The organism is Oerskovia sp. NPDC056781 (assembly GCF_042789955.1).
GTDB classification, from domain to species: Bacteria; Actinomycetota; Actinomycetes; order Actinomycetales; family Cellulomonadaceae; genus Oerskovia; species Oerskovia rustica.
This window is the reverse complement of the sequence record NZ_JBHUAD010000054.1, coordinates 1-21,057: the sequence shown is the minus strand read 5'-3', so window position 1 is coordinate 21,057 and position 21,057 is coordinate 1. Positions and strand designations below refer to the sequence as shown.

Sequence of the window (21,057 nt, the reverse complement as noted above, 5' to 3'; positions counted from 1 at the left end):
GAGGTAGGCCTCCCTAGGGTCTACCTCGCGCGCACGGGTCTACCTCGGCCTCCGCCGGCGGCCTACAGGTGCCGGTCCGCGTACACCGCCAGGGCGTCGCGCACCAGGCGCGCACCCTCCTCGCCGCCGTAGTTCGCGGCGAACCGCTCGTCGGCCACGTACATCTCACCGAGCCCGACGACGTACTCCTTGACCGGCGCAGAGCCGTGCCCCGGGGTGCCCGGGATGCTGCTCAGCCACTCGACGTGCCGCTGCGCGAGCGCCTGCGCCTCGTCGCTCTCGGGCGCGACGCCCGCCTGCGCGGCGGCGGTCCAGTCCGCCCCGAGCCGACAGGTCCGTTCCTGGTAGGCCGCCTTGTCCTGCGCGGACAGCCCGCGCCACCAGGTGTCGCCCGTCCGATAGGCCTCGGCCCCCCACCGCTCGGTGACCTCCGCCTCGTGCTTCGTGTGGTCGAACCCGTCGAACATGTCGTCCGCCATGAGTCGCCCACCTCCTTCCATGGTCGTGATCGTGCGCTCGACCGACGCGATCTGTCGCGCCAGCCGCTGCTGCTCGGCCCGGAGGGCATCCAGGTGGGTCCGCAGGGCGTGCGCCTGCACGGCAGGGCTCTCCTCGTCGTCCCGCCCCAGGATCTCGGCGATGACCGGGAGGCCGACGCCGAGATCCCGCAGGAGGAGGATCCGCTGGAGCCGCACGAGCGAGGGCCCGTCGTAGTACCGGTAGCCGTTGTGCCCGACCCGGCTGGGCACGAGCAGCCCGACGTCGTCGTAGTGACGCAGCGTGCGGCTCGTGGTCCCGGCGAGTCGGGCGATCTCCTGGATGGACCAGTCGATCGCGGTTTCCGGTGCGCGCGTGGTCATGCGTCCTCCTTCCCAGGGTCCTGGACGCCTCGGGTGAGGCAGCACGATCGACCCTAGAAGTTGACGTTACGTCAAGGTCAACACCGATTCTCGGCCGGGTCGCCCGGACGCACGGGCTGAGCGTCCGGGCGCACCCACTCGCTCCCGTCCTCCCGCTGCCCGACGGCGTCACTCGCCTCGCAGCACCCGCGCGAGCTCGTCCGTGGTCGCCACGACCCGGAGGGCGCCCGCCGCCTCGAGCTCGCCCGGCACCGCGTAGCCCCAGGCGACCCCGAGGCACGTGATGTGGTGCACGGCGGCACCGAGCACGTCGTGCTCCCGGTCGCCGACCATGACGATCTCCTCCCACGAGGGGAGCCCGCCCGGCGATGCCGCGAGGGAGGTGAGCGCGTGCGCGATCACGTCGGCCTTCGAGCCCCGCGTCCCGTCCAAGGTCGCGCCGTGGACGCCCTCGACGAGAGGGTCGATCCCGAAGTGCGCGGTGATGCGGCGTGCGTAGACCTCGGGCTTGGACGTCGCGACCGCGAGTCGGACGCCTGCGTCACGGGCCGCCGTCAGGCACTCGAGGATGCCGGGGTAGAGCGAGTTCTCCATCATCCGCCCGGCGGCGTAGACGTCGCGGTACGCCGCGACCGCCTCGGGGACCCGGTCCGCCGGGACGCCGTGGAGCGCGAACGACTCGGCGAGCGGCGGTCCGACGAACAGCCGCAGGGCCTCGTCGGCCGGCGGCTCGATCCCGAGGGCCGCGTAGGCGTGGCGGACCGAGGACAGGATGCCGGGGGCCGAGTCGGTCAGCGTCCCGTCGAGGTCGAGGAGGGCCAGTCGGTAGGGAGGGTTCGCGGTGGTCACGGGGACGATTCTCCCGCGGCCCTCTACCTCGGCGGGTCACCCGGCTCGGTTTGCCCCCGACGCCTCGCGACCACCCACCCCGCCACGAAGCCAAGCACCAGCAGCCCGGCTGCCAGCGAGACCAGCCCCAGGGTCTGCCCCCACGGCCTCTGCGGCGCGAACGTCGCGTCCGAGAGCGGGGCGTAGGCGAACCACCCGAACGAGGTCCACCAGGAGGGCCGCGACGCGAGCCACGCCCCCACGCCCACGAGCAGCACTCCGGCCACGAGCCCGAGCACGGTGCCCCGGCTGCGCGGACGAGGACGGTGGGCGGGTGCGGGCGGCGTCATGCCGGACATCCTGGCGTGGCCGCCGCGCGGTCGCAACGGCCCGCGCCGCCCTCTAACCAGGTGCCTCGACCGCGCCGACCTCCGCCTCCCACACGAGCCACTTCTCCCGCACGGCCCGCTCGACGTCGACCCCCTGGGCCCGCGCGAGCAGCAGCAGGTGCGCGAGGACGTCGGCGACCTCGGCCGCGAGCGCCTCCCGTCCGCCGTCGGGCACGGTCTCCGGCGCGACGCGCGGCCGTGTGCGGCCCGTCGCCGTGAGGTACGCCTGCGTGAGCTCTCCCATCTCCTCGGCGAGCTTGAGCACGAACCAGTCGGGGTCACGCTCGATCCCGAACTTGCGGGCGTAGAGCGCGGACACGGCCTCGACGCGCTCGGTGAGCGCGGGCAACGTCAGGCCCGACGGCGCGGGCTCGGGCGGGGTGCGCGGCGTCGCGGTGGTCATCGCGTCAGTCAAGCACGCGTCACTCCCCGACGAGCCTCCGCACCACGCGGTACGACAGGTGCGTGACGAGGTGGTTGCTGCTCACGGGCCCGGGCTCGACGCTCAGGCCGCCGAGCCCGTCGAGCAGCCGCTCGCCCGCGCCGAGCAGCACGGGCGCGACGTGCAGCCCGAACTCGTCGACGAGACCCGCGGCGAGGTACGCCCGCATGGTCGAGGCGCCGCCCGCGATCCCGACGTGCCCGTCCCGCGACGCCGCGAGCGCCTGCGACAGCGCGGACTCGATCCCGTCGGTCACGAAGAAGAACGTCGTCCCGCCCTCCATGACGAGGGGGTCGCGCGGGTGGTGCGTGAGCACGAAGACGGGTGCGTGGTACGGCGGCTCCTCGCCCCACCAGCCTCGCCAGGCCTCGTCCCAGGGGCCCCGCCCGGGGGCGAACATGTTGCGTCCCATGATGAACGCGGTGGGGGCGGCGATGGACTCGAGCGCGGCGGTGTTGGCCTCGGGCTCCTCGAACATCCACCGGTGGAGCTGCTCGCCTCCCTCGCCGAGAGGGTTCTCGAGGGACTGGTGCGGGCCCGCGACGAACCCGTCGAGGGACAGCCCGACGTCGAACGTGACCCTGCCCACGGCGCTCACACCGACTTCCGGGTCCGGCGGATGCCCACGAACAGCCCGACGGCGCACGTGACCGCGGCCGCGACGACGCCCCACAGGACCTCGGTGCTCGCGAACGTCCCGCCGAACAGGGCGCGCTCGGCGTCGACCATGTAGGTCAAGGGGTTGAACTTCGCGGCGGTCTGCATCCACGACGGCCCGGCCTCGAGCGGGAGCATCATGCCGGACAGGATGAGCAGCGGGAACAGCAGCGACTGCTGGACGCCCCAGAACAACCACTCGCGGTTCTTCGCGGCGAGCGCGAGCGCGCAGGACAGTGCCCCGACGCCGACCCCGAACAGGCCCAGCAGCGCGAGCCCTGCGATCGCGTGCAGCGGGTAGAACGTGAACCCGAACGGGATGCACACGAGCGCGATGAGCAGGCCCTGGACCACGAGCGGCGCGAACTCCTTGAGCGCGCGGCCCACGAGGATCGCGGACCGGTCGAGCGGGGTCGCGAGGACGCGCTCGTACGAGCCGGTCATCATCTCGTAGAGCAGGTTCGAACCGGTCATGGAGGTACCGAACAGGGAGATCATGACGATCACGCCGGGCACGAACCACTGGAGCGTCGCGGCCGTGGACCCGCCGGGCCCGCCCATGCCGCCGCCCACGGCGCCGGTCAGCAGCGGCCCGAACAGGCCCAGGAAGATCAGCGGCTGGAGCAGCGAGAAGATCAGGGTGAAGGGGTCGCGCAGGACCAGGAGGATCTCACGCGTGAAGACCGCCCAGGTGTCGCCGAGGAACTTCGCCGCCCCGGAGCGCCCGACGTCGGAGCGCCTGTCGGTCGCCTGCCTCGCCGCGGCCTGTGGTGCGGTCCGGGTGTCGAGCCCGAGGGTCGTCCCGCTGCGCGGCCCGGTCGTCTGCCCGGTCGTCGGTCCGGCCGCCTGCCCGACCTCGGGCTCGGCCCCCTGGCCGGGGTTCGTCCGCTCGTCCATCACGCCGCCTCCTCGCGCAGGCTCCGACCGGTCAGGTTGAGGAACACGTCGTCGAGGCTCGCCTGCCTGAGCCCGGCCGAACGGACCGAGAGGCCTGCGACCCGCAGGGACTCGATCGCCTCGGGCAGACGGTCCGCGCCGTGCGCCGTCGACAGGGTCACCGTCACGTCTCCCCCGGCGCCGACGGTCGCCTGCAGTCTCGTGTCATCGGTGCCGTCGGCACTCCCGGCCCCGGCGGCACCTCCCGCGCCGCCGCCCCCTGCCACCGAGCCCACGACCCTGGCGAGGGCTGCGCGGACCCGCGTGACGTCGTCGGGCACCTGGCCCTGGGAACCGGGCGTACCCGTGACGACGAGCGTCACGACGTCGTCCGCGTGGTCGCGCTTGAGCGCGGCCGGCGGGGCGTCGGCGACGATCGTGCCGTGGTCGATCACGACGACACGCTCGGCCATCGAGTCGGCCTCGTCGAGGTAGTGCGTGGTGAGGACGATCGTCATGCCGTACCGCTCGCGCAGCGCACCGATGTGCTCCCAGAGGTTCGCGCGGCTGTGCGGGTCGAGGCCCGTGGTGGGCTCGTCGAGGAACAGCAGGGGCGGGTGGTTCATGAGGCCGAGCGCCACGTCGAGGCGGCGGCGCTGGCCGCCCGACAGGCTCTGGACCGTGCGCTTGCCGAGGCCGTCGAGCTCGAGCGCCTCGAGGAGGTCCGCGGCCCGGCGCTGGTACTCCGAGGCCGCCATGCCGTAGAAGCGGCCCTGGTTGTGGAGCTCGTCGGCGACCCGGTAGGAGAACCCTCCCCCGTTGCCCTGGCCGATGTACCCGATACGCGACCGGACCTCGGCGGGCTGGGTGCGGATGTCGAAGCCCGCGACCTCGGCCCGGCCCGACGTGGGCTCGAGGAGGCTCGTGAGCATGCGCAGGGTCGTCGACTTGCCGGCGCCGTTGGGACCGAGGAACGCGACGAGCTCGCCCTCGTGGACGTCGACGTCGATGCCCTTGACCGCCTCGACCACCTCCTTCTTGCGATGGAAGGTCTTGGTCAGCCCTTCGGTGTGGATCATGGCTCACGCCTCTCGCGTACGGTGTACTGGAATAGGTTTTCACGCTAGCATACGGTGTACGGGAATTGAAGGGTCTCCCGGTACAGCGCGGAAGTGGGAGGATCAGGCACCATGGCCAGCAACACCGTCGCCCCGGTCCCCTCCGACGGGGTGGACTCCGCCCGGACCCCGGACTCATCGGCGGACGCGCCGCTCGACGCGCCGCTCGGCGGCTCCGAGGGTGACGCGGCCGAGGGCGACACCGCCCCGGACCCGACCGACCAGGTCCCCCGACCCGCCGACGTGACCCGGCGCCTCGCGCTCCTGTGGGACCCGCCCGCCCCGCCGACCCGCGGCCGCAAGGCACGCCTGACGCTCGACGAGGTCGTGACCGCCGGGATCGCGGTCGCGCAGGAGGTCGGCCTCGACGCGCTCTCGATGCGCCGCGTCGCCGCCCGCCTGGACATGGGCGCGATGTCTCTCTACACGTACGTCCCCGGGCGCACCGAGCTCGTCGACCTCATGATCGACCGGGCGTTCGCCGAGCTCGAGCTCCCCGCGGCCGACGCCCCCTGGCGTGACGGGCTGTCACGGTACGCGCGAGAGGTCTGGCACCTCTACCAGCGCCATCCCTGGATCCTGCAGACCAACATGTGGCGCCTACCCCTCGCGCCGCACGTGCTCGACGCCCAGGAGGCCGGGCTACGGACGCTCGTCGACACCGGGCTGTCCGCGGAGCGGGTCGTCGAGATCCTGGGTCTGGTCGACGCGTTCGTGCGCGGGCTCGCGCGGGCAGCCGTCGCCGAGTCCGTCGAGAACGACGCGAGCGGCATGAGCAGCGACGAGTACTGGACGTCGATGAGCAGCTTCTGGGCCGACTGGTTCGACGTCGAGCGCTACCCCGTCATGACGCGCATCTGGGAGGCGGGCGGGTTCCACGCGCCGAGCGACCCGTTCGACGCGTCGCTCGACCGGCTGCTCGACGGCGTCGAGATGACGATCGACCGGGCGAACGACCACCCCTGACCCGCCCCGCCCGCCCCGCCCACCTCATCCCCCTCCCCCTCCCCTCCCCATCCCCTCCTCGGTGCCGAGAACGAGGTTGAGGTCGTCCCGGCGCCCGTAGCGACCTCCACCCCGTTCTCGACCGCGAGGAACCCCGGGCTCGGCGGGGCCGCCGGTCGACGAGGGACCCGCCGCGCGCCCACCGTCATCGCGCGCTACGTTCCGAGGACGAGGCCTGCGACGCCCCACGGACCCGCCGCGGGGCCGGCCGCGCGAGGACGGTGGATCCCATGACCGAGCAGGACGAGTCCCTCACCGGACGCACCACCAAGATCGCCCGCCGCCTGTGGGGCCTGGCCTACCTGCGCGGGGCCCTGTTCCTCGTGATCGGCGTCGTGCTCTTCGTCGCGCCGGACCGTGGCATCCAGTGGCTCACGTGGCTCGTCGCGGCGATGGCCGTCCTCCAGGGGATCCTCTTCCTGGTCGAGGCAGGGCGGCAGCGCAAGGACGGCGAGGGCGCGGTGTGGCGCTGGTTCGTGGGAGGACTGAGCATCGTCATCGGTCTCGTCCTCGCGTTCTGGCCGTCGGCGAGCGTGACCCTCGTGCTGCGGCTCGTCGGCGTCTGGGCGCTCGTCGCGGGGGTGATCGGCCTGGTCGGCGCGCTGCGCGCCCGCCGCACACGTGAGCCCGGCTGGGACTGGGAGCTCGCGACGGCCGCGCTGTGGGTCGTGTTCGGCGTCCTGGTGCTCGTGAGCCCCGTGACCGGGCTGCAGACCATCACGGTGCTGCTGGGCCTGTACCTCGTGGTCACCGGGGTCGTGATCCTGGTCGCCGCGTTCGCGCAGAGCACGGCCGCGAAGGACGCGAAGGCGGCGCTGGCGGGCTAGCAGCCCAGCGGCCCAGCGGCCCGGCGGCCCAGCGGCCCGGCGGCCCGGGGGCCCGGGGGCCCGGGTCGAGAACGGGATGGAGGTCGGCGTCGGCGACGGGACGACCTCGACCCCGTTCTCGGCACCGAGGTCCTACCAGGCGTCCAGGTGCCGGTGCTCGTGGCCGGGCGGCGGCTGGTACTCGGCGTGCGGCTCGGGCTGGAGGTAGGTGCGGGCGAACGCGAGCGACGCCGCGAGGTCCTCGTACCGTTCGGCGGCCGTGCGGGCGCGCCGTGTCGCGATCTCGACGACGACGTCCCCCTCCCAGCCTCGGCGCACGAGCTCGCCGAGCACCTTGTCGCACGGCTGGGTGCCGCGCCCGGGGACCATGTGCTCGTCCTTCATGGAGTCGGTGCCGTCGGCGAGGTGGACGTGGGCCAGCCGGTCGCCGAACACGTCGAGCAGGTCGAGGCTGTTCTGACGCGCGACGGCGGCGTGCGAGAGGTCGAGCGTCACGGCGTCGTAGGGGTGGTCGGTCGGGTCCCAGCCGGGCAGGTAGGCCTGCACCTCACGCTTGCGCCCACGCCACGGGTACATGTTCTCGACCGCGACCGTGACGCCCGTGGCGGCGTTGAGCTCGCGCACGTGGTCCGCGAAGCCGCGAGCGTACAGACCCTGCCAGCGGAACGGTGGGTGCACGACGACGGTCTGCGCCCCGAGCTCCAGAGCGAGGTCGACGGTCTGCTCGAGCTTGGGCCCGGGCAGCCGCCCCCAGACCCTTTGGCTCACGAGGAGCGTCGGGGCGTGGACGCTGCGGATGGGGATGCCGACGTCGGCCGAGAGCTTGGTGAGCGCCTTCGCGTCCTGCGTGGTCGTGTCCGACCAGACCATGACCTCCATGCCGTCGTAGCCCAGGTGGGCCGCGGCCTCGAAGGCGAACGGCGCCTTGCGCGGGTAGACGCTGGCGCTGGACAGCGTGACCTTGATCCGGGGCTCCTCACCCCTGCCTGCTTCACCCCCTCGGGCCTCGCCCTGGACGGGCGGCCGGGCGTCGGGCGTCGTCGCTTCACGCATGTCCGACACCCTAGACCCCGCGGGTGAGCGGCGTTCACAGGGGCGTCCTGAGCACCCCCTGAACTCTGGCAGGATGCTGCTCGACCGAACCGCCCGGAGCACTGGAGTGCGCATGGATCGTCCCGACGCCGCCTCGCCCTCGACCGTCGGCACGACGCGTCCGGGCTTCGGCCCGGGCGACGACGCCGTCCTCTCGACCGAGACGGACGACGCCCGCGCGCTCGCGGCTCTGGAGTCGCTCGTGGCGTACCTGGAGCAGGACTCGGCCTGAGAGCGGTCGGGTCCGCGGTCCCGTCGACGCGCTCCTCCTGCCCGACGGCGCAGCTCCCGTGCGTGTCCGGAGCGTCGCCTCCTGCACGGGTCGCCCGGGGCGCGCCCCGGCCCCGCCCACCCCGGGCCGCCGTCGGCACCCACCTCCGCTACAGTGGACTGGTCTATACCACTTCCCGGAGGAGCACGTCATGGAACGAACCGTCACCGTCGCCATCGCCGAGGGACTCCACGCACGCCCTGCGGCGCTGTTCGTGGCCGAGGCGGGCAAGCAGCCCGTCGCCGTGACCCTCACCAAGGAAGGCGCCGAGACCGTCGACGCCGCGAGCATCCTCGGCGTCATGACGCTCGGCGCGGCGGCGGGCGACCAGGTCGTGCTCGCGACCGAGACCGACGGCGCGGAGGCCGAGGCGGCCCTCGACGCGCTGGCCGAGTTCCTCGGGCGCGAGACGGTCTGACCCTCTCGTCCCGGCGCCGTCACCGAGTGTGACGTTCGGGCGGTCCGGCGACGGATCCCGCGACCCGAACGTCACACTCGACGGCGACGCGGGGCCGACGCACGACAGCACGCAGCCCGTGCCCCCTCGTCCGACGGGGCACGGGCTGTGTGCTGCGTGGTGGACGGTGAGGCAGCACCGCCCTGACGGCTAGAGTCCCAGCTCCTCCAGCACGGGCAGCTGTGCACGGACCGCGTCACGGGCTGCCGACGCGGTCGGCGAGGCCACCGCGATCTTCGCGAGCGCCGCGCACTGCTCGGAGGTCGTCGCCGCGAGGACGGCCGCGACGTCGCCGAGCGCACGCGGCGTCATCGACAACGACGTGACCCCGAGGCCCACGAGGACCGGCGCCAGGGCAGGGTCGGCCGCGGCCTCCCCGCAGACCCCGACCGGGCGGCCGTGCTCGGCCCCGCCCGCGCACGCGGCGCCGACGAGCGAGAGCACCGCAGGCTGCCACGGCGTCGAGAGCGCGGCGAGGTCCGCCGTCTCCCGGTCCGCGGCCATCGTGTACTGGGTCAGGTCGTTCGTGCCGATGCTCGCGAAGTCGACCTGCTCCAGGACCCAGCGCGACTGGATCGCCGCGGCGGGGACCTCGATCATGACGCCCGCGGTCGCCAGGCCTCGCTCACGGCAGGCTGCCGCAAACTCCTGGGCCTCGTCCGGGGTCGCGACCATGGGGGCCATGACCCACACGTCGGCCTCCTCGGCGGCCGCGGCCTGGGCGATCGCGTCGAGCTGACGCGTCAGGACCTCGGGGTGACGCACGGCGGTGCGCAGCCCACGGACGCCGAGCGCCGGGTTGGGCTCGTCCTCGGCCGTGACGAACGGCAAGGGCTTGTCGGCGCCCGCGTCGAGCGTGCGGACCACGACCTTGCGGCCCCCGAACGCGCTCAGCACGGCGCGGTACGCCGCGACCTGCTCGTCGATCCCGGGCTCCTCGGTACGCCCCAGGAAGCAGAACTCGGTCCGGAACAGACCGACCCCTTCCGCCCCTGCGGCCACCGCGGCCTCGGCCCCGGCCGGGTCCGCGACGTTGGCGAGGAGCTGGACCCGCACGCCGTCGGCCGTCCTGCCCTGGCCGTCGAACGCACGCGGACCGCGTGGGCGGTCGAGCACCCGGGCGACGTCCTCGGGCGACGGGTCGCGCTCGACCGTGCCCTGCGAACCGTCGACCAGGACGGTCTCGCCGTCCGCGAGGTCGGTGGCCCGGGGTGCCGCGACGACTGCCGGGATCCCGAGCGACCGGGCCAGGATCGCGGTGTGCGACGTCGGGCCTCCCCCGCTCGTGACGATCGCGAGGACCCGCGCAGGGTCGAGCGTCGCGGTGTCTGCCGGCGCGAGGTCGGTCGCGACGAGCACGAACGGGTGGTCGAGGTCCGGCACTCCCGGCGCCCGACGGCCCGTGAGGGCCGCGACGATGCGCTCGCGCACGTCGCGGACGTCGTGCGCACGCTCGGCCATCATGCCGCCGAGCGACTCGAGGCGTGCCGCGAGGTCACCGGCCGCCTCCCACACGGCCCGCTCGGGAACGGTCCGCTCCTCGCGGACCTTGCGGGCCGACTCCTTGGAGAGCGTGGTGTCGGCGGCCATGGCGACCGTGACCGTGAGGACCTCGACGGCGGTGCCGGTCGCCCTCGCGGCGCGTTCCGCGAGGTCCGCCTGGACGCTGCGGACCGCGTCGTCGATCGCGGCGACCGCCGCCTCGACGTCCGCGTCCGGCCCGAGCGTCGCCGCGGCGGGCTCGGGCACGGGGGCCGGCATCGTCACGACGACACCGGCCCCCCGCCCGGGGCTGACGCCCACACCGTCGAGGACGGAGGTCACCTGCTGCCTCCGCCGTCGGCAGTCGCCCCGGGGCCTCGGGCATCGGAGCCTCGGGCATCGAGCTCCGCGGGAGACAGGTCGGCCTCGGCCGCCTTCTTCTCCTCGGCGACCAGGACCGGGTCGGCGGTCGGGTCGGCGCCGACCGCGGAGTCGTCGTCCTCGCGGCCCGGCGTGCGCAGGTTCCACTTGGTGATGACCCACCGGAACAGGAAGTAGTAGATGACCGCGTACCCGAGACCGATCACGATGATCCACAGGGGCATCGTCGCGATGCGGAAGTTCAGGATGTAGTCGATCGCGCCGGCCGAGAAGCCGAAGCCGGACTTGATCCCCAGGGCGTTGACGAGGGCGAGCGAGGTGCCCGTGAGGACCGCGTGGATCGCGTACAGCGGGTAGGCGACGTACACGAACGCGAACTCGAGGGGCTCGGTCACGCCGGTGACGAACGCGACGAGAGCGGCCGAACCCATGATGCCGCCGATGAGCTTGCGGTTCTTGGGCTTCGACGTGTGGATGATCGCGAGCGCGGCTGCCGGGAGGGCGAACATGAAGATCGGGAAGAAGCCCGTCATGAAGGTGCCGGCCGTGGGGTCGCCGTGCAGGAAGCGCGCGATGTCGCCGTGCCAGACGGCGCCGCTCGCGTCGGTGTAGCTGCCGAACTGGAACCAGGGCAGCGAGTTGAGCAGGTGGTGCAGGCCGATCGGGACGAGCAGGCGGTTGGCCGTGCCGTAGACGAACGCACCGAGGACCGTCGAGCCCGTGACCCAGTCGCCGACGGCCGTGAAGCCCGCGTCGAACCAGGGGTAGATGAGCGCGCCGATCACGGCGATGATGACTGCGGCACCCGCGGTGACGATCGGCACGAAGCGGCGGCCGCCGAAGAAGGCCAGGTAGGGCGGCAGCTTGATGCGGCTGTACTTCTGGAACATGATCGCGGCGGTCAGACCGATGACGATGCCGCCGAGGACGCCGTAGTTGATGAGCTTCTGCTCGGGCGGGCCGGTGATCGCCGCCGTGACCAGGTCGAGGAAGTTCCCGTCCCCTGCCGCGGCGACGGCGTCCGGATTGGCACCGGCCAGCCACTCGGCCGGGGTGTCCGGCTTGCCCAGCACGTACGGCGAGAGCGCGTCGCTCACGCCCTTGAAGACGAGGTACCCGATGACGGCGGCCAGGCCGGTCGAGCCGTCGGCCTTCTTGGCGTAGCCGACCGCGACGCCGACCGCGAAGAGCAGCGCGAGGTTCGCGAACAGCGCGTTGCCGGCGGACGCGAACACGTCGGCGACGGGCTGCAGCCAGGGGAAGGTGCCTGCGGCGCCGTCGGCCCCGAGCATGTCGGCCTGGCCGAGGCGCAACAGAAGTGCTGCGGCGGGCAGGGAGGCGATGGGCAGCATGAGGGATCGACCGACCCTCTGCAGCTGCGCGAAGCCGGGAATCCCCTTCTTCACCTTGGGTGTTTCGGCCACGGACGTCATGTTCACTCCTCGTTGATCGGGTGCATCCGAGGCCGTCGGACCGCACCGCTTGAACTGGGAACTGCCTTGATCACGACGCCGGCCCGGACTCTGGAGCGCGTCGTTGCTGTAACCCGAGCCATCGCCACCGTCTGTGGTGGGATAGTTGTCTGGACCACTTGCGGACAGAGTGGTCTAGACATCATGATGTGTCAAGCCCCGGCAACTCCGGGGCGACCGAGAGCGAGGAACACGTGGCAGCGACGACGCAGGCCAGAGCACCCAAAGGCGGGCACAAGCACCAGATCGTGCGCGCCTACCTGAGCGACCTGATCGCGAACGAGCTGACCATCGGGGACGCCGTCCCCTCCGAGCGCGTGCTCACCGAGAAGTTCGGCGTCTCCCGCATGACGGTCCGCCAGGCCCTCGACTCCCTCGTTGCCGACGGCGTGCTCCTGCGCGAGCAGGGCCGCGGCACGTTCGTCGCCCCGCAGCACACCGACTTCGAGATGCGTCTGACGACGTTCGGCGAGGAGGCGCGACGGCTCGGCCTGATGCCCAGCACGCAGGTCATCGACAGCGGCACGCTGCCTGCGGGCCGCGTCGTCGCCGAGGCCCTCGGCATCGCCCCCGAGGACCGCGTGCACTACGTCGAGCGCCTGCGCTTCGCGGACGGCACGCCCATGGCCGTCGAGCGCGCATGGGTGCCCGTGGCGCTCGTCCCCGACCTGCTCGACGACGGCGTCCCAGCCAGCCTGTACGGCGCGCTGCGCGAGCGCGGCCACTCCCCGACGTGGGGCGAGGACACGATCATGGCCGCCGAGGCCAGCGCCGCCGAGCAGGCGATCCTCGCCATGACGAGCGTCCGTGCGGTCCTGCGCGCGCACCGCAAGACCTACTCGGACGACGGCGCCTGCATGTACTCCCAGATGTGCTACCGGGGCGACCGGTACTCGGTCGTCGTCCCGCTCCGCGAGGCCCGGCCGACGATCGTGCCCCGGCTCGCCCCCGCACCGGAGCTCGACGCCGAGCCCGCGTCCGGGTCCGGCACAGCCGAGACGGCCGAGACGGCATGAGCGCCACGACCGACGCCCTACCCACGACCCACGCACCAGAGAGGATGCAACGATGACTGCAGCCGATGCAGCACGGGCCGCCGCGATACTCGCCGGCCTCGGCGGGGTGAGCAACATCGAGGAGATCGACCCCTGCACCACCCGACTGCGGTCGCTCGTCAAGGACCCGAGCCTCGTCGACGTGGCCGCCCTGCGCGCCGCCGGCGCGTTCGGGGTCATGACGACCGGACGAGTGGTCCAGGTCGTCGTCGGCCCCCAGGTCGACACGATCGCCTCGGACCTCGCAGACCTCATGTGACCCCGTGCCCGCGGACCGCGGGCACCACGACGCACGCCCGCACCAGCACACGAAGGAGCACGACATGAGCAAGGCAGAGCAGATCCTCAAGGGCCTCGGCGGGGATGCGAACATCCTCGACCTCGAACCCTGCATCACGCGTCTGCGCGTGGAGGTCGAGGACCCGAGCCTGGTCGACGAGAAGACTCTCACGGGGGCCGGTGCCATCGCGGTCGTCCGGACGGGCAACGCGATCCAGGTGATCGTCGGTCCCGAGGCCGACAACCTCGCCTCGGACATCGAGGACCTCCGTTGACTGCAGCGTCCCTGACCGTCCTCGCCCCGGTCACCGGGACCGTCGTCGCCCTGTCCGACGTCGACGACCCGGTGTTCTCCGCGGGCCTCGTCGGTCCGGGTACCGCGATCGCTCCCGACCCCGCCGAGGGCGGCCTCGTGTCGGCCCCGATCAGCGGGACGATCGTCAAGGTCCACCCGCACGCGTTCGTCATCAAGCACGACAGCGGCCAGGCCGTGCTCGTGCACCTGGGCATCAACACGGTCCAGCTCGCGGGCGAGGGATTCACGCTGCACGTCGCGCAGGGCGACGTGGTCCACCAGGGCACGACCCTGGTCACCTGGGACCCCGCCGCGATCGAGGAGGGTGGCCGCTCGGCCGTCTGCCCCGTCGTCGCGCTCGAGGGCAAGCCCGACGCCGTGACCCCGCTGGCCCCGGTCGGGACCTGGGTCGCGCGCGGCGAAGACCTCCTCATCTGGGAGTGACGCCGGCGTCAGGACGAGCGTGACCTCGAGGTCACGCTCGTTCTGACATGTCCGGGCGGGTGGCCCGGGACTCAGCCCCGCAGCGGAAGCGTCAGCACCCGGTCACCCGGGTCCCCGTCCACGACCCGTACCGGCACGCCCCAGTCCTGCTGCGCGAGGTGGCACGCGGGGAACACGTCGGGGTCGGGCGTCCCGTCGTCGAGCAACGGCACGACGTCGCACGACGCGGCCTGCGCGGTCACGTGCAGCACGCCCTCGCCCACCTCGGGGTTCACGACCAGTGCGCGGGACAGCTCGGTCCCCGTCCCGGCGCCGTCGAGCAGCAGCTCGGGCGGCGTCGAGCTCACGGTCAGGCGCGTCGAGGGTCCGTAGCGGTCGTCGAGCTTCTGCCCCGGCGCGGGCGAGAACGGCACGTCGAGCCGCAGCTCCCCGGCAAGGACCTCGGTGACGGGTCGCTGCGTGCGGTGCGCGCCGCCGTCGAGCAGCTCTCCCACGAGCGTCGCCGGGAGCGCGACGCGCGTGATGCGGTGCGCGGCCGACTCCACGACGAGCAGGTCGACGCGCGCCCCCGCCTCCGCGGCCTCGCCGGGCGTCCACGGCTCGCCGTCCACGAGCACGACGACGTCGCTCGGCTCCGCGAGGCCCGTCGCCAGGGTCGTCACCTCGGCCGGTGACGCGTCCGCCCCGGCGGGGACGTAGCGGCGGATCGCCCCGTTGTAGGTGTCGGCGACGACCACGCTGCCGTCGGGCAGCGTCGCGAGCCCGAGCGGGTGCTGGAGCAGCGCCTGGTCGGCGGCCCCGTCGCGGTGCCCGAAGTCGAACAGCCCCTGCCCGACGGCGGTGCTCACCTCTCCCTGCGTCGTCCCGGCGACCGGGGTCACCACGCGCAGCGCCGAGGTCTCCGAGTCCGCGACCCACACGCGCCGGTCCGGGCCGACGGCCAGCCCGGACGGCTGCGCGAACCAGGCGTCGACGAGCGGCCCGTCGAGCAGACCTTCGTTCATGGTGCCGCCGACGAGGTCGATCGATCCCTGCTCGCCGTCGAAGGCCCACAGCGAGTGGTTGCCCGCCATCGCGACGAGGAACGCCCCCGTCTGCTCGACCCAGGCCACGTCCCAGGGCGACGACAGCTTCTGCAGCACCGCTCCGCCTGTGCTCTCGATCGACGCGGGCAGGCCCGCGGGCCTGGGCTGCTCCGGCACGTCCGCTCCGACGACGACCGTGAGACGCGACCCGAACGGACCGTCGACCTCGGCGAGCGTCCCACCGACCGGTGCACCGCCGTCAGCGGCCGCGAGCACGTTGTCGACCGCGCCCACCATGTACTGCTGCCCGTTCCCGGCGACCGTCGTCACCTGGCCGTCGGCGAGCCGCACCCCGCGCAGCGCGTGGTTCACGGTGTCGGCGACCAGCACGTCGTAGTCGAGGTACGCACGCAGCTCGGTCGGGACCAGGCACAGCCCGTTGGGCTCGCTGAACCGCGCCACGTCCGGTCCGCCGTCGACCAGCCCGCGCTCGCCGGACCCGATGCGCCGGACGAGCGTCTCGCCGTCGGGCCCGAGCTCGGCGAGGGAGTGGTGCCCCGCGTCCGCGACCAGGAGGTTGCCCCCTGGGAGCGCGACCGCCCTGGCGGGGAAGCGCAGCGTGCCCGACGTCGGGGAGGGCGGCACGTAGACGTCGCCCGCCCCCGCGGCCACCGACCGCAGCGTGCCCTTGGCGCGGTGCTCCTCCACGAGCTCGTCGACGAGCGCGGCGAGCGCCGACGCGTGACCCTCACCCGCCATCTGCGCGACGACGTACCCCTCGGGGTCGATCACGACGAGCGTCGGCCAGGCCCGCGCGGTGTACGCGGACCAGGTGACGAGCTCGGGGTCGTCGAGGACGGGGTGGCGCACCTCGTAGCGCTCGACCGCGGCGGCGAGCGCGACCGGGTCTGCCTCGTGCTCGAACTTCGGCGAGTGGACGCCGATGATGACGAGGTCGTCGCGGCGCGCCTCCTCGAGCTCGCGCAGCTCGTCGAGGACGTGCAGGCAGTTGACGCAGCAGAACGTCCAGAAGTCGAGGACGACGACCCGGCCGCGCAGGTCCGCGAGCGAGACGTCGCGTCCGCCGGTGTTGAGCCAGCCGCGGCCGACGAGCTCGGAGGCGCGGACGCGGGGCAGGCGGGCGTGGGGGGTCGTGGAGGTCACCGGACCATTCTGCTCGCACACCGGGCAGCACTCGACCTCGCCCTGTCGACAGTCGCTACCCACGTACGAGCGGTACAAGCCCTAACCCGATCGCTCGATCCTTCCCGTCACGCGCACGACGACCGCGACACCGTCGACCTCGTGCGGCACGTCGCCCGTCGCGGCGGCGTCGACGACGTTGACCTGGAGGCACCAGGTGTCGGCGACCTCGGCCGGCGTGTCCGCGCCACCCGTACGACCGGCCGCGTCCGCCCCCTCGTGCCTCAGGCCGATCCCCGTCACGCCGTCCTGGCCCGCGAGGGCCTGCTTGAGCGCGGCCTTGGCCTCCCGGGCCTGCTCGATGCTCGCCACCGGTACCACCCTCCGGCCGTCCGCCGCGGGTCGAGGCGGGCTCAGCGCGCGAGCCGGGCGTCGAGCGCGGCGAGGACGGTGTCGATCGGGTTGACGTACGTCAGCCCGGTCCCATTCTCTCCCCCGGTCTCCGCCCCGGCAAAGAGCAGCCCGAGCGCGACTCCGTCCGCGCGGTACACGAGCGAACCGGAGTCGCCCCCGCGCGAGAACGGCCCGGTCCCGGTCGACTCGACCTCGATCTGGTCGTCGAAGCGCAGCGCGCCGAGGTCCTCGCCGTAGCCGACCACGACGTCGTCGAGCTCGATCGCGGTGACGCGGCCCGCGGTGACGGCGGTCGTCCGGCCCGTCTTGCCGACCGTCTCGCCGCCGAGCGCGACGGCCGTGGTCGTGATGCGACCCACGGGGTAGTCGAGGTCGACGTCGGGGTCGTCGAGCAGGGCGATCGCGGCGTCGACCGTCGCGGTCCGCCCCCGCGCGAGGGGCACGGTCGCGGCGAGGGTGCCGACCTGGTCCGCGGGGGCGCGTCCGCCGTCGGCCGGCCCGGGCTGCACGACGACGTCCCCCACCTGTGCGCGCGGCGAGCCCGCGAGCACGTGATAGTTGGACAGGGCGTGCAACGTGTCCCCGACCAGGACGAACGCGCCCAGCGTGCCGGCCGTGACGTCGACGTGCGCGATCGAGACCCCGGGGCGCAGCGGCCGCACCCGGCCGGTCTCCCCCGCCGCCAGCGCGGTCACGACCGGCGGGCGCGGGCCGGTGCCCGTCGACCGGGAGAGCGCCCGGATCCGACCCGTCCGGCGGACGTCCACGACGGGTCCCGCCTCGGACGCGACGCGTCGAGCGATCCTGCGCACGGCCGGGAACCCCAGGCGGTAGCGGACCGCGATGCCGTACCCGCCGCCCTCGCGCGGGGCCAGCCCGAGCGCGAGCGTGGGTGCCCAGGCGTCCCTGTCGGCGGGCCCGACCGGCGCCCCCTCCCCCGTCGGCCGCGCAGCGCTCGCCGTCGCCTCGGTCCCCGCGGCGAGATCGCGCGCGAAGTCCGCGAGCTGCCCCTTGATCTCCCGTGCCTCGTCCCTGTCCATGCGTCGAGGTTGGCACGGCCCACCGACACGCACGTGACGAGCGTCACCGTGTCGCTAGGGCTGTTCACTTCACGAAACAGACTGTCAGGAAAACTTCTTCCGGGAAGTCGCGTCATGAAGTCCGGGTTCGCCCCTCTTGAGAGATGTACACAGTTTCTCCGCCGCGAGACCCGCGGCCCTCACCTTGAGAGCGATCATGCACCTCGACCACGCGTTCCGGCCCTCGACCGACGAGATCCGCAGCGCCATCCTCTGGGCCCTCGACCACGACCGCGCCGCCCTCGTCGAGCACCGGGCCTACGCGCACCTCAACCTCCGCAGCCCCGTGCGCCGGGCCGCCGACGCACGCATCGTCCGCCGCTGGCTCGAGGCCTCGGCGGTGTCGTCCGTCATGACCAGCTCCCTGGCCATGGCAGCATGACCGCGTGATCGACTTCAACAACGCCTCGTTCGTCAAGCTCAACCCCTGGGACCTGGCGAGCGCCCAGAAGGACCTCCAGCAGATCCTGCACGCCGACGAGCAGGTCTACCTGGCGTTCAAGGGCATCCGTGACTCCGTGACGTTCACGAGCAAGCGCATCCTCGCCCTCAACGTCCAGGGCATGACGGGCAAGAAGAAGGACTTCACGACCCTGCCGTACAGCAAGATCCAGGCGTACTCGGTCGAGACCGCCGGGACGATCGACCTCGACTCCGAGCTCGTCCTGTGGTTCTCGGGCCTGGGCAAGGTCACGCTCGAGTTCGGGCGCGGCGTCGACATCTACACCGTGAACCGGCTCCTGGGCGACAAGGTCCTCTGACCCGCCGCCGGGCTACCGGCTGACGTCGACCCACTGCGCCCCCGCGAGCTCCGCGAGCCGTCCGGGCGTGATCGCGAACGCGCTCGTCGGGCTGCCCGCCGCCGGGTAGACCGTCTCGAAGCCCTGCAACGACACGTCGCAGTACACCGTCACGGGCCCGCTGTGCCCGAACGGCCCCACACCGCCGATCGGCTGCCCCGTCAGCGCGGTCGTGCTCTCGGCGTCGAGCATGCGCGGCTTGGCCCCGAACGTGGCCTTGAACTTCGCGTTGTCGACCCGCGCGTCGCCGCGTGTCACGAGCAGGAAGCTGCGCTCGCCGTCGCGCAGCGCGAGCGTCTTCGCGATCTGCCCCGGCTCGACCCCGAGCGTCGCCGCCGCCATCTGGACCGTCGCGGTGTCCTCGCCCGTGTCGAGGACCGTGAGGTCCGGGGCCTGGGCGTCGAAGAAGGCGCGGGTGCGGTCGGTGCTCACGGCAGGTCTCCTCAGGGTCGGCAGGTGGCCATCATCGCGCGCGCACGAGGTTCGTGACACCCTCGGGGTCGAGGTCGTCCTGAGCATCTGGCCGGCCGCAACCCCGTCCTCGCCGCGGGCGTCACCGCGATCAGCCCACAGGCATCGCGCCCGACGGCGGAGTCCCCACCTCCGCGACCGGCCGCGGCACGTACGGCTCGCCCGTGAGGTCCGCCCGCTCGACACGGTCGAGGCGGAACCAGCGGACAGCCTCCCGGGACCGGCACCACGCGATGAGGTACCAGGCGTCCGCCGTGTGCGCCAGGATCACGGGCTCGACCCGACGGGCCGACTCGTGGCCGCGCCCGTCGCGGTACCGGATCGCGAGCACGACCGACCGGGCGAGGGACTGCTCGACGGCACGCAGGACCTGCAGGTGCACCCGGGCGCGCGGCACGGGGCCACCCGGCGCGCCGTCGACGCCGCCCGGCGCCGCGCCGTCGGACGCGGCAGGGTCGGACACCGCACCGTCCGACGTGGCACGGTCCGGTCCCACGTCGTCCGCCGACCCGACCGGCGCCGAGGCGACGCCCGCACCCGGGCGAGCTGCGCCGTCGGGCAGGGGGGTCGGACCGTCCGGGGCGCGCCCGGACGCTGAGCCGTGGTCGATCCACACCCTCGCCGCGAGCGCCGCCGCCCGCTCGCGCGCCTGCGGGCCGAGCGCGTCCCAGACCTTGCCCTGCGCCGTGGCGGCGTCGACCGCGAACGGGCTGCCGGGCGGGAGCGCAGCGAGTGCGACCGCGACCGCGACGGCCTGCTGCGGAGTGAAGTTCACGGGAGGCAGGGACGCGGAGGGGTCGAGCACGTAGCCGCCACCCGGCCCGGCCTGTGCCCAGACGGGCAGACCCGCCTGCTGGAGCGCCGAGACGTCGCGCTTGATGGTGCGCTCGCTGACCTCGAGCAGGCGCGCGAGGCGCGGTCCCGTGGTGCCGCCGGGACCGGCACGACGCAGCTCCTCGGCCACGGCGTAGAGCCGCTCGGTCTTGTTCACGCGCCGCCTCCGTCGAGATCCCCGGAACCCCTCGAACAATGGTGACAGACAGGTGTCACCAGGGCCGCGCGAGAGTGGACTCATGACCACTTCAGCGCAGGACACCAGCACCGAGCAGCAGACCCACGTCGTCCTCGTCCCCGGCTTCTGGCTCGGGGCGTGGGCGTGGGACGACGTCGTCCCCCACCTCGAGGCCGCGGGCCTCGCAACCCACGCCGTGACGCTCCCCGGGCTCGACGACGTCGCGACCGACCGCAGCCGCCTCACCCGCGAGGACCACGTCCAGGCGGTCCGCGACGTGATCGCCCCCCTCGACGGGGACGTCGTGCTCGTGGGGCACAGCGGCGGTGGCCCCGTGATCCACGAGGTCGTCGACCGCGACCCCGCGCGCATCCGTCGCACGGTCCACGTCGACACGGGGCCGCTCGTCGACGGTGCGTCGCTCGCCCCCGACCTGCCTGCGGGGACGGTCGAGATCCCGCTGCCCTCGTGGGACGAGCTCGTGGCCCAGGGGTCGAGCCTCGACGGGATCGACGAGGCCGGGCTCGCGCGGTTCCGCGCGCGGGCCGTTCCCCACCCGGGCGGCGTCGCCGGGGGCCGGGTGCACCTGAGCGACCCCGCGCGCCTCGACGTGCCCGCGACCGCGATCTGCACGAGCCTGCCCTCGGAGGTGCTGAGGACGATGGCGCACCCCGGGCCGCCCCTGCACACCGAGCTCGGCGAGCTCGACGTCACGTACGTCGACCTGCCGACCGGGCACTGGCCCATGTTCTCGCGGCCCGCGGACCTCGCGGCCGAGATCGTGCGGGCGGCACAGGCGTAGGCGCTCCGGCCCGGCTGTCGGCCGTCGGCCGTCGGCCGTCGGCCGTCGAGAACGAGGTTGAGGTCGCCCTGGGTTCCAGGA

The 21,057-nt window shown here is 73.3% G+C and carries 26 protein-coding genes; 11 read left to right on the top strand and 15 right to left on the bottom strand.

Features of this window, described 5'->3' with window-relative positions; genetic code table 11:
• Positions 1 to 62 precede the first annotated feature (62 nt).
• The 7 genes from ACFRCR_RS07165 to ACFRCR_RS07135 all read right to left on the bottom strand — a co-directional run bounded on the left by ACFRCR_RS07165 (position 63) and on the right by ACFRCR_RS07135 (position 5,131).
• Positions 63 to 833: a MerR family transcriptional regulator gene (locus ACFRCR_RS07165; RefSeq protein WP_377676332.1), complete on the bottom strand. Its 771-nt coding sequence runs from the start codon at positions 831 to 833 to the stop codon at positions 63 to 65.
• A 195-nt stretch (positions 834 to 1,028) separates the two neighbouring features.
• The gene (locus tag ACFRCR_RS07160; RefSeq protein ID WP_377676329.1) at positions 1,029 to 1,709 is read right to left on the bottom strand and encodes an HAD hydrolase-like protein; all 681 of its coding nucleotides are present in this window, start codon (positions 1,707 to 1,709) and stop codon (positions 1,029 to 1,031) included.
• Between the two features lie 23 nt (positions 1,710 to 1,732).
• Positions 1,733 to 2,038 carry a hypothetical protein gene (locus tag ACFRCR_RS07155; protein ID WP_377676328.1) on the bottom strand — a complete coding sequence of 102 codons (306 nt, stop codon included), beginning with the start codon at positions 2,036 to 2,038 and terminating at the stop codon, positions 1,733 to 1,735.
• 52 nt (positions 2,039 to 2,090) lie between these two features.
• On the bottom strand, positions 2,091 to 2,480 hold the full coding sequence (locus tag ACFRCR_RS07150) for a pyrophosphatase (protein WP_377676326.1): 390 nt from the start codon (positions 2,478 to 2,480) through the stop codon (positions 2,091 to 2,093).
• Between the two features lie 19 nt (positions 2,481 to 2,499).
• A complete protein-coding gene (locus ACFRCR_RS07145; protein ID WP_377676330.1) occupies positions 2,500 to 3,108 on the bottom strand; it encodes a dihydrofolate reductase family protein in 609 nt (202 codons plus the stop codon).
• A 5-nt stretch (positions 3,109 to 3,113) separates the two neighbouring features.
• Positions 3,114 to 4,073 carry an ABC transporter permease gene (locus ACFRCR_RS07140; protein WP_377676325.1) on the bottom strand — a complete coding sequence of 320 codons (960 nt, stop codon included), beginning with the start codon at positions 4,071 to 4,073 and terminating at the stop codon, positions 3,114 to 3,116.
• The gene (locus ACFRCR_RS07135) at positions 4,073 to 5,131 is read right to left on the bottom strand and encodes an ABC transporter ATP-binding protein (RefSeq protein WP_377676323.1); all 1,059 of its coding nucleotides are present in this window, start codon (positions 5,129 to 5,131) and stop codon (positions 4,073 to 4,075) included. Before ACFRCR_RS07135 ends, ACFRCR_RS07140 begins: the two co-directional genes overlap by 1 nt.
• A gap of 111 nt (positions 5,132 to 5,242) precedes the next feature.
• Between ACFRCR_RS07135 and ACFRCR_RS07130 the strand changes: the two genes are divergently transcribed.
• Positions 5,243 to 6,136, top strand: coding sequence for a TetR/AcrR family transcriptional regulator (locus tag ACFRCR_RS07130; RefSeq protein WP_377676322.1), 894 nt, complete (start codon positions 5,243 to 5,245; stop codon positions 6,134 to 6,136).
• Positions 6,137 to 6,405: 269 nt separating this feature from the next.
• A complete protein-coding gene (locus tag ACFRCR_RS07125; RefSeq protein ID WP_377676320.1) occupies positions 6,406 to 7,002 on the top strand; it encodes an HdeD family acid-resistance protein in 597 nt (198 codons plus the stop codon).
• Positions 7,003 to 7,134: 132 nt separating this feature from the next.
• Here ACFRCR_RS07125 and ACFRCR_RS07120 read toward each other — a convergent pair whose 3' ends face one another.
• Positions 7,135 to 8,055 carry a sugar phosphate isomerase/epimerase family protein gene (locus ACFRCR_RS07120; protein WP_377676319.1) on the bottom strand — a complete coding sequence of 307 codons (921 nt, stop codon included), beginning with the start codon at positions 8,053 to 8,055 and terminating at the stop codon, positions 7,135 to 7,137.
• A gap of 112 nt (positions 8,056 to 8,167) precedes the next feature.
• Between ACFRCR_RS07120 and ACFRCR_RS07115 the strand changes: the two genes are divergently transcribed.
• Together ACFRCR_RS07115 and ACFRCR_RS07110 are read left to right on the top strand one after the other, a co-directional pair.
• The gene (locus tag ACFRCR_RS07115; protein ID WP_191798337.1) at positions 8,168 to 8,326 is read left to right on the top strand and encodes a hypothetical protein; all 159 of its coding nucleotides are present in this window, start codon (positions 8,168 to 8,170) and stop codon (positions 8,324 to 8,326) included.
• Between the two features lie 190 nt (positions 8,327 to 8,516).
• The gene (locus ACFRCR_RS07110) at positions 8,517 to 8,783 is read left to right on the top strand and encodes an HPr family phosphocarrier protein (RefSeq protein ID WP_030150259.1); all 267 of its coding nucleotides are present in this window, start codon (positions 8,517 to 8,519) and stop codon (positions 8,781 to 8,783) included.
• 189 nt (positions 8,784 to 8,972) lie between these two features.
• Here the strand turns inward: ACFRCR_RS07110 and ptsP are convergent, their stop codons facing one another.
• Together ptsP and ACFRCR_RS07100 are read right to left on the bottom strand one after the other, a co-directional pair.
• Positions 8,973 to 10,646 carry a phosphoenolpyruvate--protein phosphotransferase gene (gene ptsP, locus ACFRCR_RS07105; RefSeq protein ID WP_377676317.1) on the bottom strand — a complete coding sequence of 558 codons (1,674 nt, stop codon included), beginning with the start codon at positions 10,644 to 10,646 and terminating at the stop codon, positions 8,973 to 8,975.
• On the bottom strand, positions 10,643 to 12,118 hold the full coding sequence (locus ACFRCR_RS07100) for a PTS transporter subunit EIIC (RefSeq protein ID WP_377676315.1): 1,476 nt from the start codon (positions 12,116 to 12,118) through the stop codon (positions 10,643 to 10,645). The genes ptsP and ACFRCR_RS07100 overlap by 4 nt, the downstream gene beginning before the upstream one ends.
• Positions 12,119 to 12,351: 233 nt before the next feature.
• On the opposite strand from ACFRCR_RS07100, the gene ACFRCR_RS07095 reads away from it, so the two are divergent.
• The 4 genes from ACFRCR_RS07095 (at position 12,352) to ACFRCR_RS07080 (ending at position 14,230) form a co-directional block, all read left to right on the top strand.
• Positions 12,352 to 13,173: a GntR family transcriptional regulator gene (locus tag ACFRCR_RS07095; protein ID WP_377676313.1), complete on the top strand. Its 822-nt coding sequence runs from the start codon at positions 12,352 to 12,354 to the stop codon at positions 13,171 to 13,173.
• Between the two features lie 52 nt (positions 13,174 to 13,225).
• Positions 13,226 to 13,471 carry a PTS transporter subunit EIIB gene (locus ACFRCR_RS07090; RefSeq protein WP_056644676.1) on the top strand — a complete coding sequence of 82 codons (246 nt, stop codon included), beginning with the start codon at positions 13,226 to 13,228 and terminating at the stop codon, positions 13,469 to 13,471.
• Positions 13,472 to 13,535: 64 nt separating this feature from the next.
• Entirely contained in the window at positions 13,536 to 13,766 is a 231-nt protein-coding gene (locus ACFRCR_RS07085) for a PTS transporter subunit EIIB (protein WP_138822375.1), read from the top strand.
• On the top strand, positions 13,763 to 14,230 hold the full coding sequence (locus ACFRCR_RS07080; RefSeq protein WP_377676312.1) for a PTS glucose transporter subunit IIA: 468 nt from the start codon (positions 13,763 to 13,765) through the stop codon (positions 14,228 to 14,230). The genes ACFRCR_RS07085 and ACFRCR_RS07080 overlap by 4 nt, the downstream gene beginning before the upstream one ends.
• Before the next feature lie 71 nt (positions 14,231 to 14,301).
• Here the strand turns inward: ACFRCR_RS07080 and ACFRCR_RS07075 are convergent, their stop codons facing one another.
• The 3 genes from ACFRCR_RS07075 to ACFRCR_RS07065 form a co-directional block, all read right to left on the bottom strand.
• A complete protein-coding gene (locus ACFRCR_RS07075) occupies positions 14,302 to 16,419 on the bottom strand; it encodes an NHL domain-containing thioredoxin family protein (RefSeq protein ID WP_377676311.1) in 2,118 nt (705 codons plus the stop codon).
• A gap of 81 nt (positions 16,420 to 16,500) precedes the next feature.
• Positions 16,501 to 16,770: a hypothetical protein gene (locus tag ACFRCR_RS07070; protein WP_377676309.1), complete on the bottom strand. Its 270-nt coding sequence runs from the start codon at positions 16,768 to 16,770 to the stop codon at positions 16,501 to 16,503.
• 41 nt (positions 16,771 to 16,811) lie between these two features.
• The gene (locus tag ACFRCR_RS07065) at positions 16,812 to 17,852 is read right to left on the bottom strand and encodes a hypothetical protein (protein ID WP_377676308.1); all 1,041 of its coding nucleotides are present in this window, start codon (positions 17,850 to 17,852) and stop codon (positions 16,812 to 16,814) included.
• Between the two features lie 196 nt (positions 17,853 to 18,048).
• Between ACFRCR_RS07065 and ACFRCR_RS07060 the strand changes: the two genes are divergently transcribed.
• Positions 18,049 to 18,273 carry a hypothetical protein gene (locus ACFRCR_RS07060; RefSeq protein WP_191796747.1) on the top strand — a complete coding sequence of 75 codons (225 nt, stop codon included), beginning with the start codon at positions 18,049 to 18,051 and terminating at the stop codon, positions 18,271 to 18,273.
• Between the two features lie 4 nt (positions 18,274 to 18,277).
• Positions 18,278 to 18,652, top strand: a complete 375-nt coding sequence (locus ACFRCR_RS07055; protein WP_377676307.1) for a PH domain-containing protein — start codon at positions 18,278 to 18,280, stop codon at positions 18,650 to 18,652.
• A gap of 12 nt (positions 18,653 to 18,664) precedes the next feature.
• Here ACFRCR_RS07055 and ACFRCR_RS07050 read toward each other — a convergent pair whose 3' ends face one another.
• The gene (locus ACFRCR_RS07050; protein ID WP_377676306.1) at positions 18,665 to 19,123 is read right to left on the bottom strand and encodes a YbaK/EbsC family protein; all 459 of its coding nucleotides are present in this window, start codon (positions 19,121 to 19,123) and stop codon (positions 18,665 to 18,667) included.
• A 130-nt stretch (positions 19,124 to 19,253) separates the two neighbouring features.
• Positions 19,254 to 20,153, bottom strand: coding sequence for a helix-turn-helix transcriptional regulator (locus ACFRCR_RS07045; protein WP_377676305.1), 900 nt, complete (start codon positions 20,151 to 20,153; stop codon positions 19,254 to 19,256).
• 82 nt (positions 20,154 to 20,235) lie between these two features.
• Here ACFRCR_RS07045 and ACFRCR_RS07040 point away from each other — a divergent pair, with 82 nt between their 5' ends.
• Positions 20,236 to 20,976: an alpha/beta fold hydrolase gene (locus ACFRCR_RS07040; protein ID WP_377676304.1), complete on the top strand. Its 741-nt coding sequence runs from the start codon at positions 20,236 to 20,238 to the stop codon at positions 20,974 to 20,976.
• Positions 20,977 to 21,057: the final 81 nt, after the last annotated feature.

Bases quoted from the DNA above. Each gene is read 5' to 3' on its own strand.
- ACFRCR_RS07100 (WP_377676315.1), bottom strand. From the start codon at position 12,118: ATGACGTCCGTGGCCGAAACACCCAAGGTGAAGAAGGGGATTCCCGGC.
- ACFRCR_RS07140 (WP_377676325.1), bottom strand. From the start codon at position 4,073: ATGGACGAGCGGACGAACCCCGGCCAGGGGGCCGAGCCCGAGGTCGGG.
- ACFRCR_RS07090 (WP_056644676.1), top strand. From the start codon at position 13,226: ATGACTGCAGCCGATGCAGCACGGGCCGCCGCGATACTCGCCGGCCTC.
- ACFRCR_RS07135 (WP_377676323.1), bottom strand. From the start codon at position 5,131: ATGATCCACACCGAAGGGCTGACCAAGACCTTCCATCGCAAGAAGGAG.
- ACFRCR_RS07040 (WP_377676304.1), top strand. From the start codon at position 20,236: ATGACCACTTCAGCGCAGGACACCAGCACCGAGCAGCAGACCCACGTC.
- ACFRCR_RS07110 (WP_030150259.1), top strand. From the start codon at position 8,517: ATGGAACGAACCGTCACCGTCGCCATCGCCGAGGGACTCCACGCACGC.
- ACFRCR_RS07150 (WP_377676326.1), bottom strand. From the start codon at position 2,480: ATGACCACCGCGACGCCGCGCACCCCGCCCGAGCCCGCGCCGTCGGGC.
- ACFRCR_RS07065 (WP_377676308.1), bottom strand. From the start codon at position 17,852: ATGGACAGGGACGAGGCACGGGAGATCAAGGGGCAGCTCGCGGACTTC.
- ACFRCR_RS07060 (WP_191796747.1), top strand. From the start codon at position 18,049: ATGCACCTCGACCACGCGTTCCGGCCCTCGACCGACGAGATCCGCAGC.
- ACFRCR_RS07130 (WP_377676322.1), top strand. From the start codon at position 5,243: ATGGCCAGCAACACCGTCGCCCCGGTCCCCTCCGACGGGGTGGACTCC.
- ACFRCR_RS07085 (WP_138822375.1), top strand. From the start codon at position 13,536: ATGAGCAAGGCAGAGCAGATCCTCAAGGGCCTCGGCGGGGATGCGAAC.
- ACFRCR_RS07115 (WP_191798337.1), top strand. From the start codon at position 8,168: ATGGATCGTCCCGACGCCGCCTCGCCCTCGACCGTCGGCACGACGCGT.
- ACFRCR_RS07125 (WP_377676320.1), top strand. From the start codon at position 6,406: ATGACCGAGCAGGACGAGTCCCTCACCGGACGCACCACCAAGATCGCC.
- ACFRCR_RS07120 (WP_377676319.1), bottom strand. From the start codon at position 8,055: ATGCGTGAAGCGACGACGCCCGACGCCCGGCCGCCCGTCCAGGGCGAG.
- ACFRCR_RS07155 (WP_377676328.1), bottom strand. From the start codon at position 2,038: ATGACGCCGCCCGCACCCGCCCACCGTCCTCGTCCGCGCAGCCGGGGC.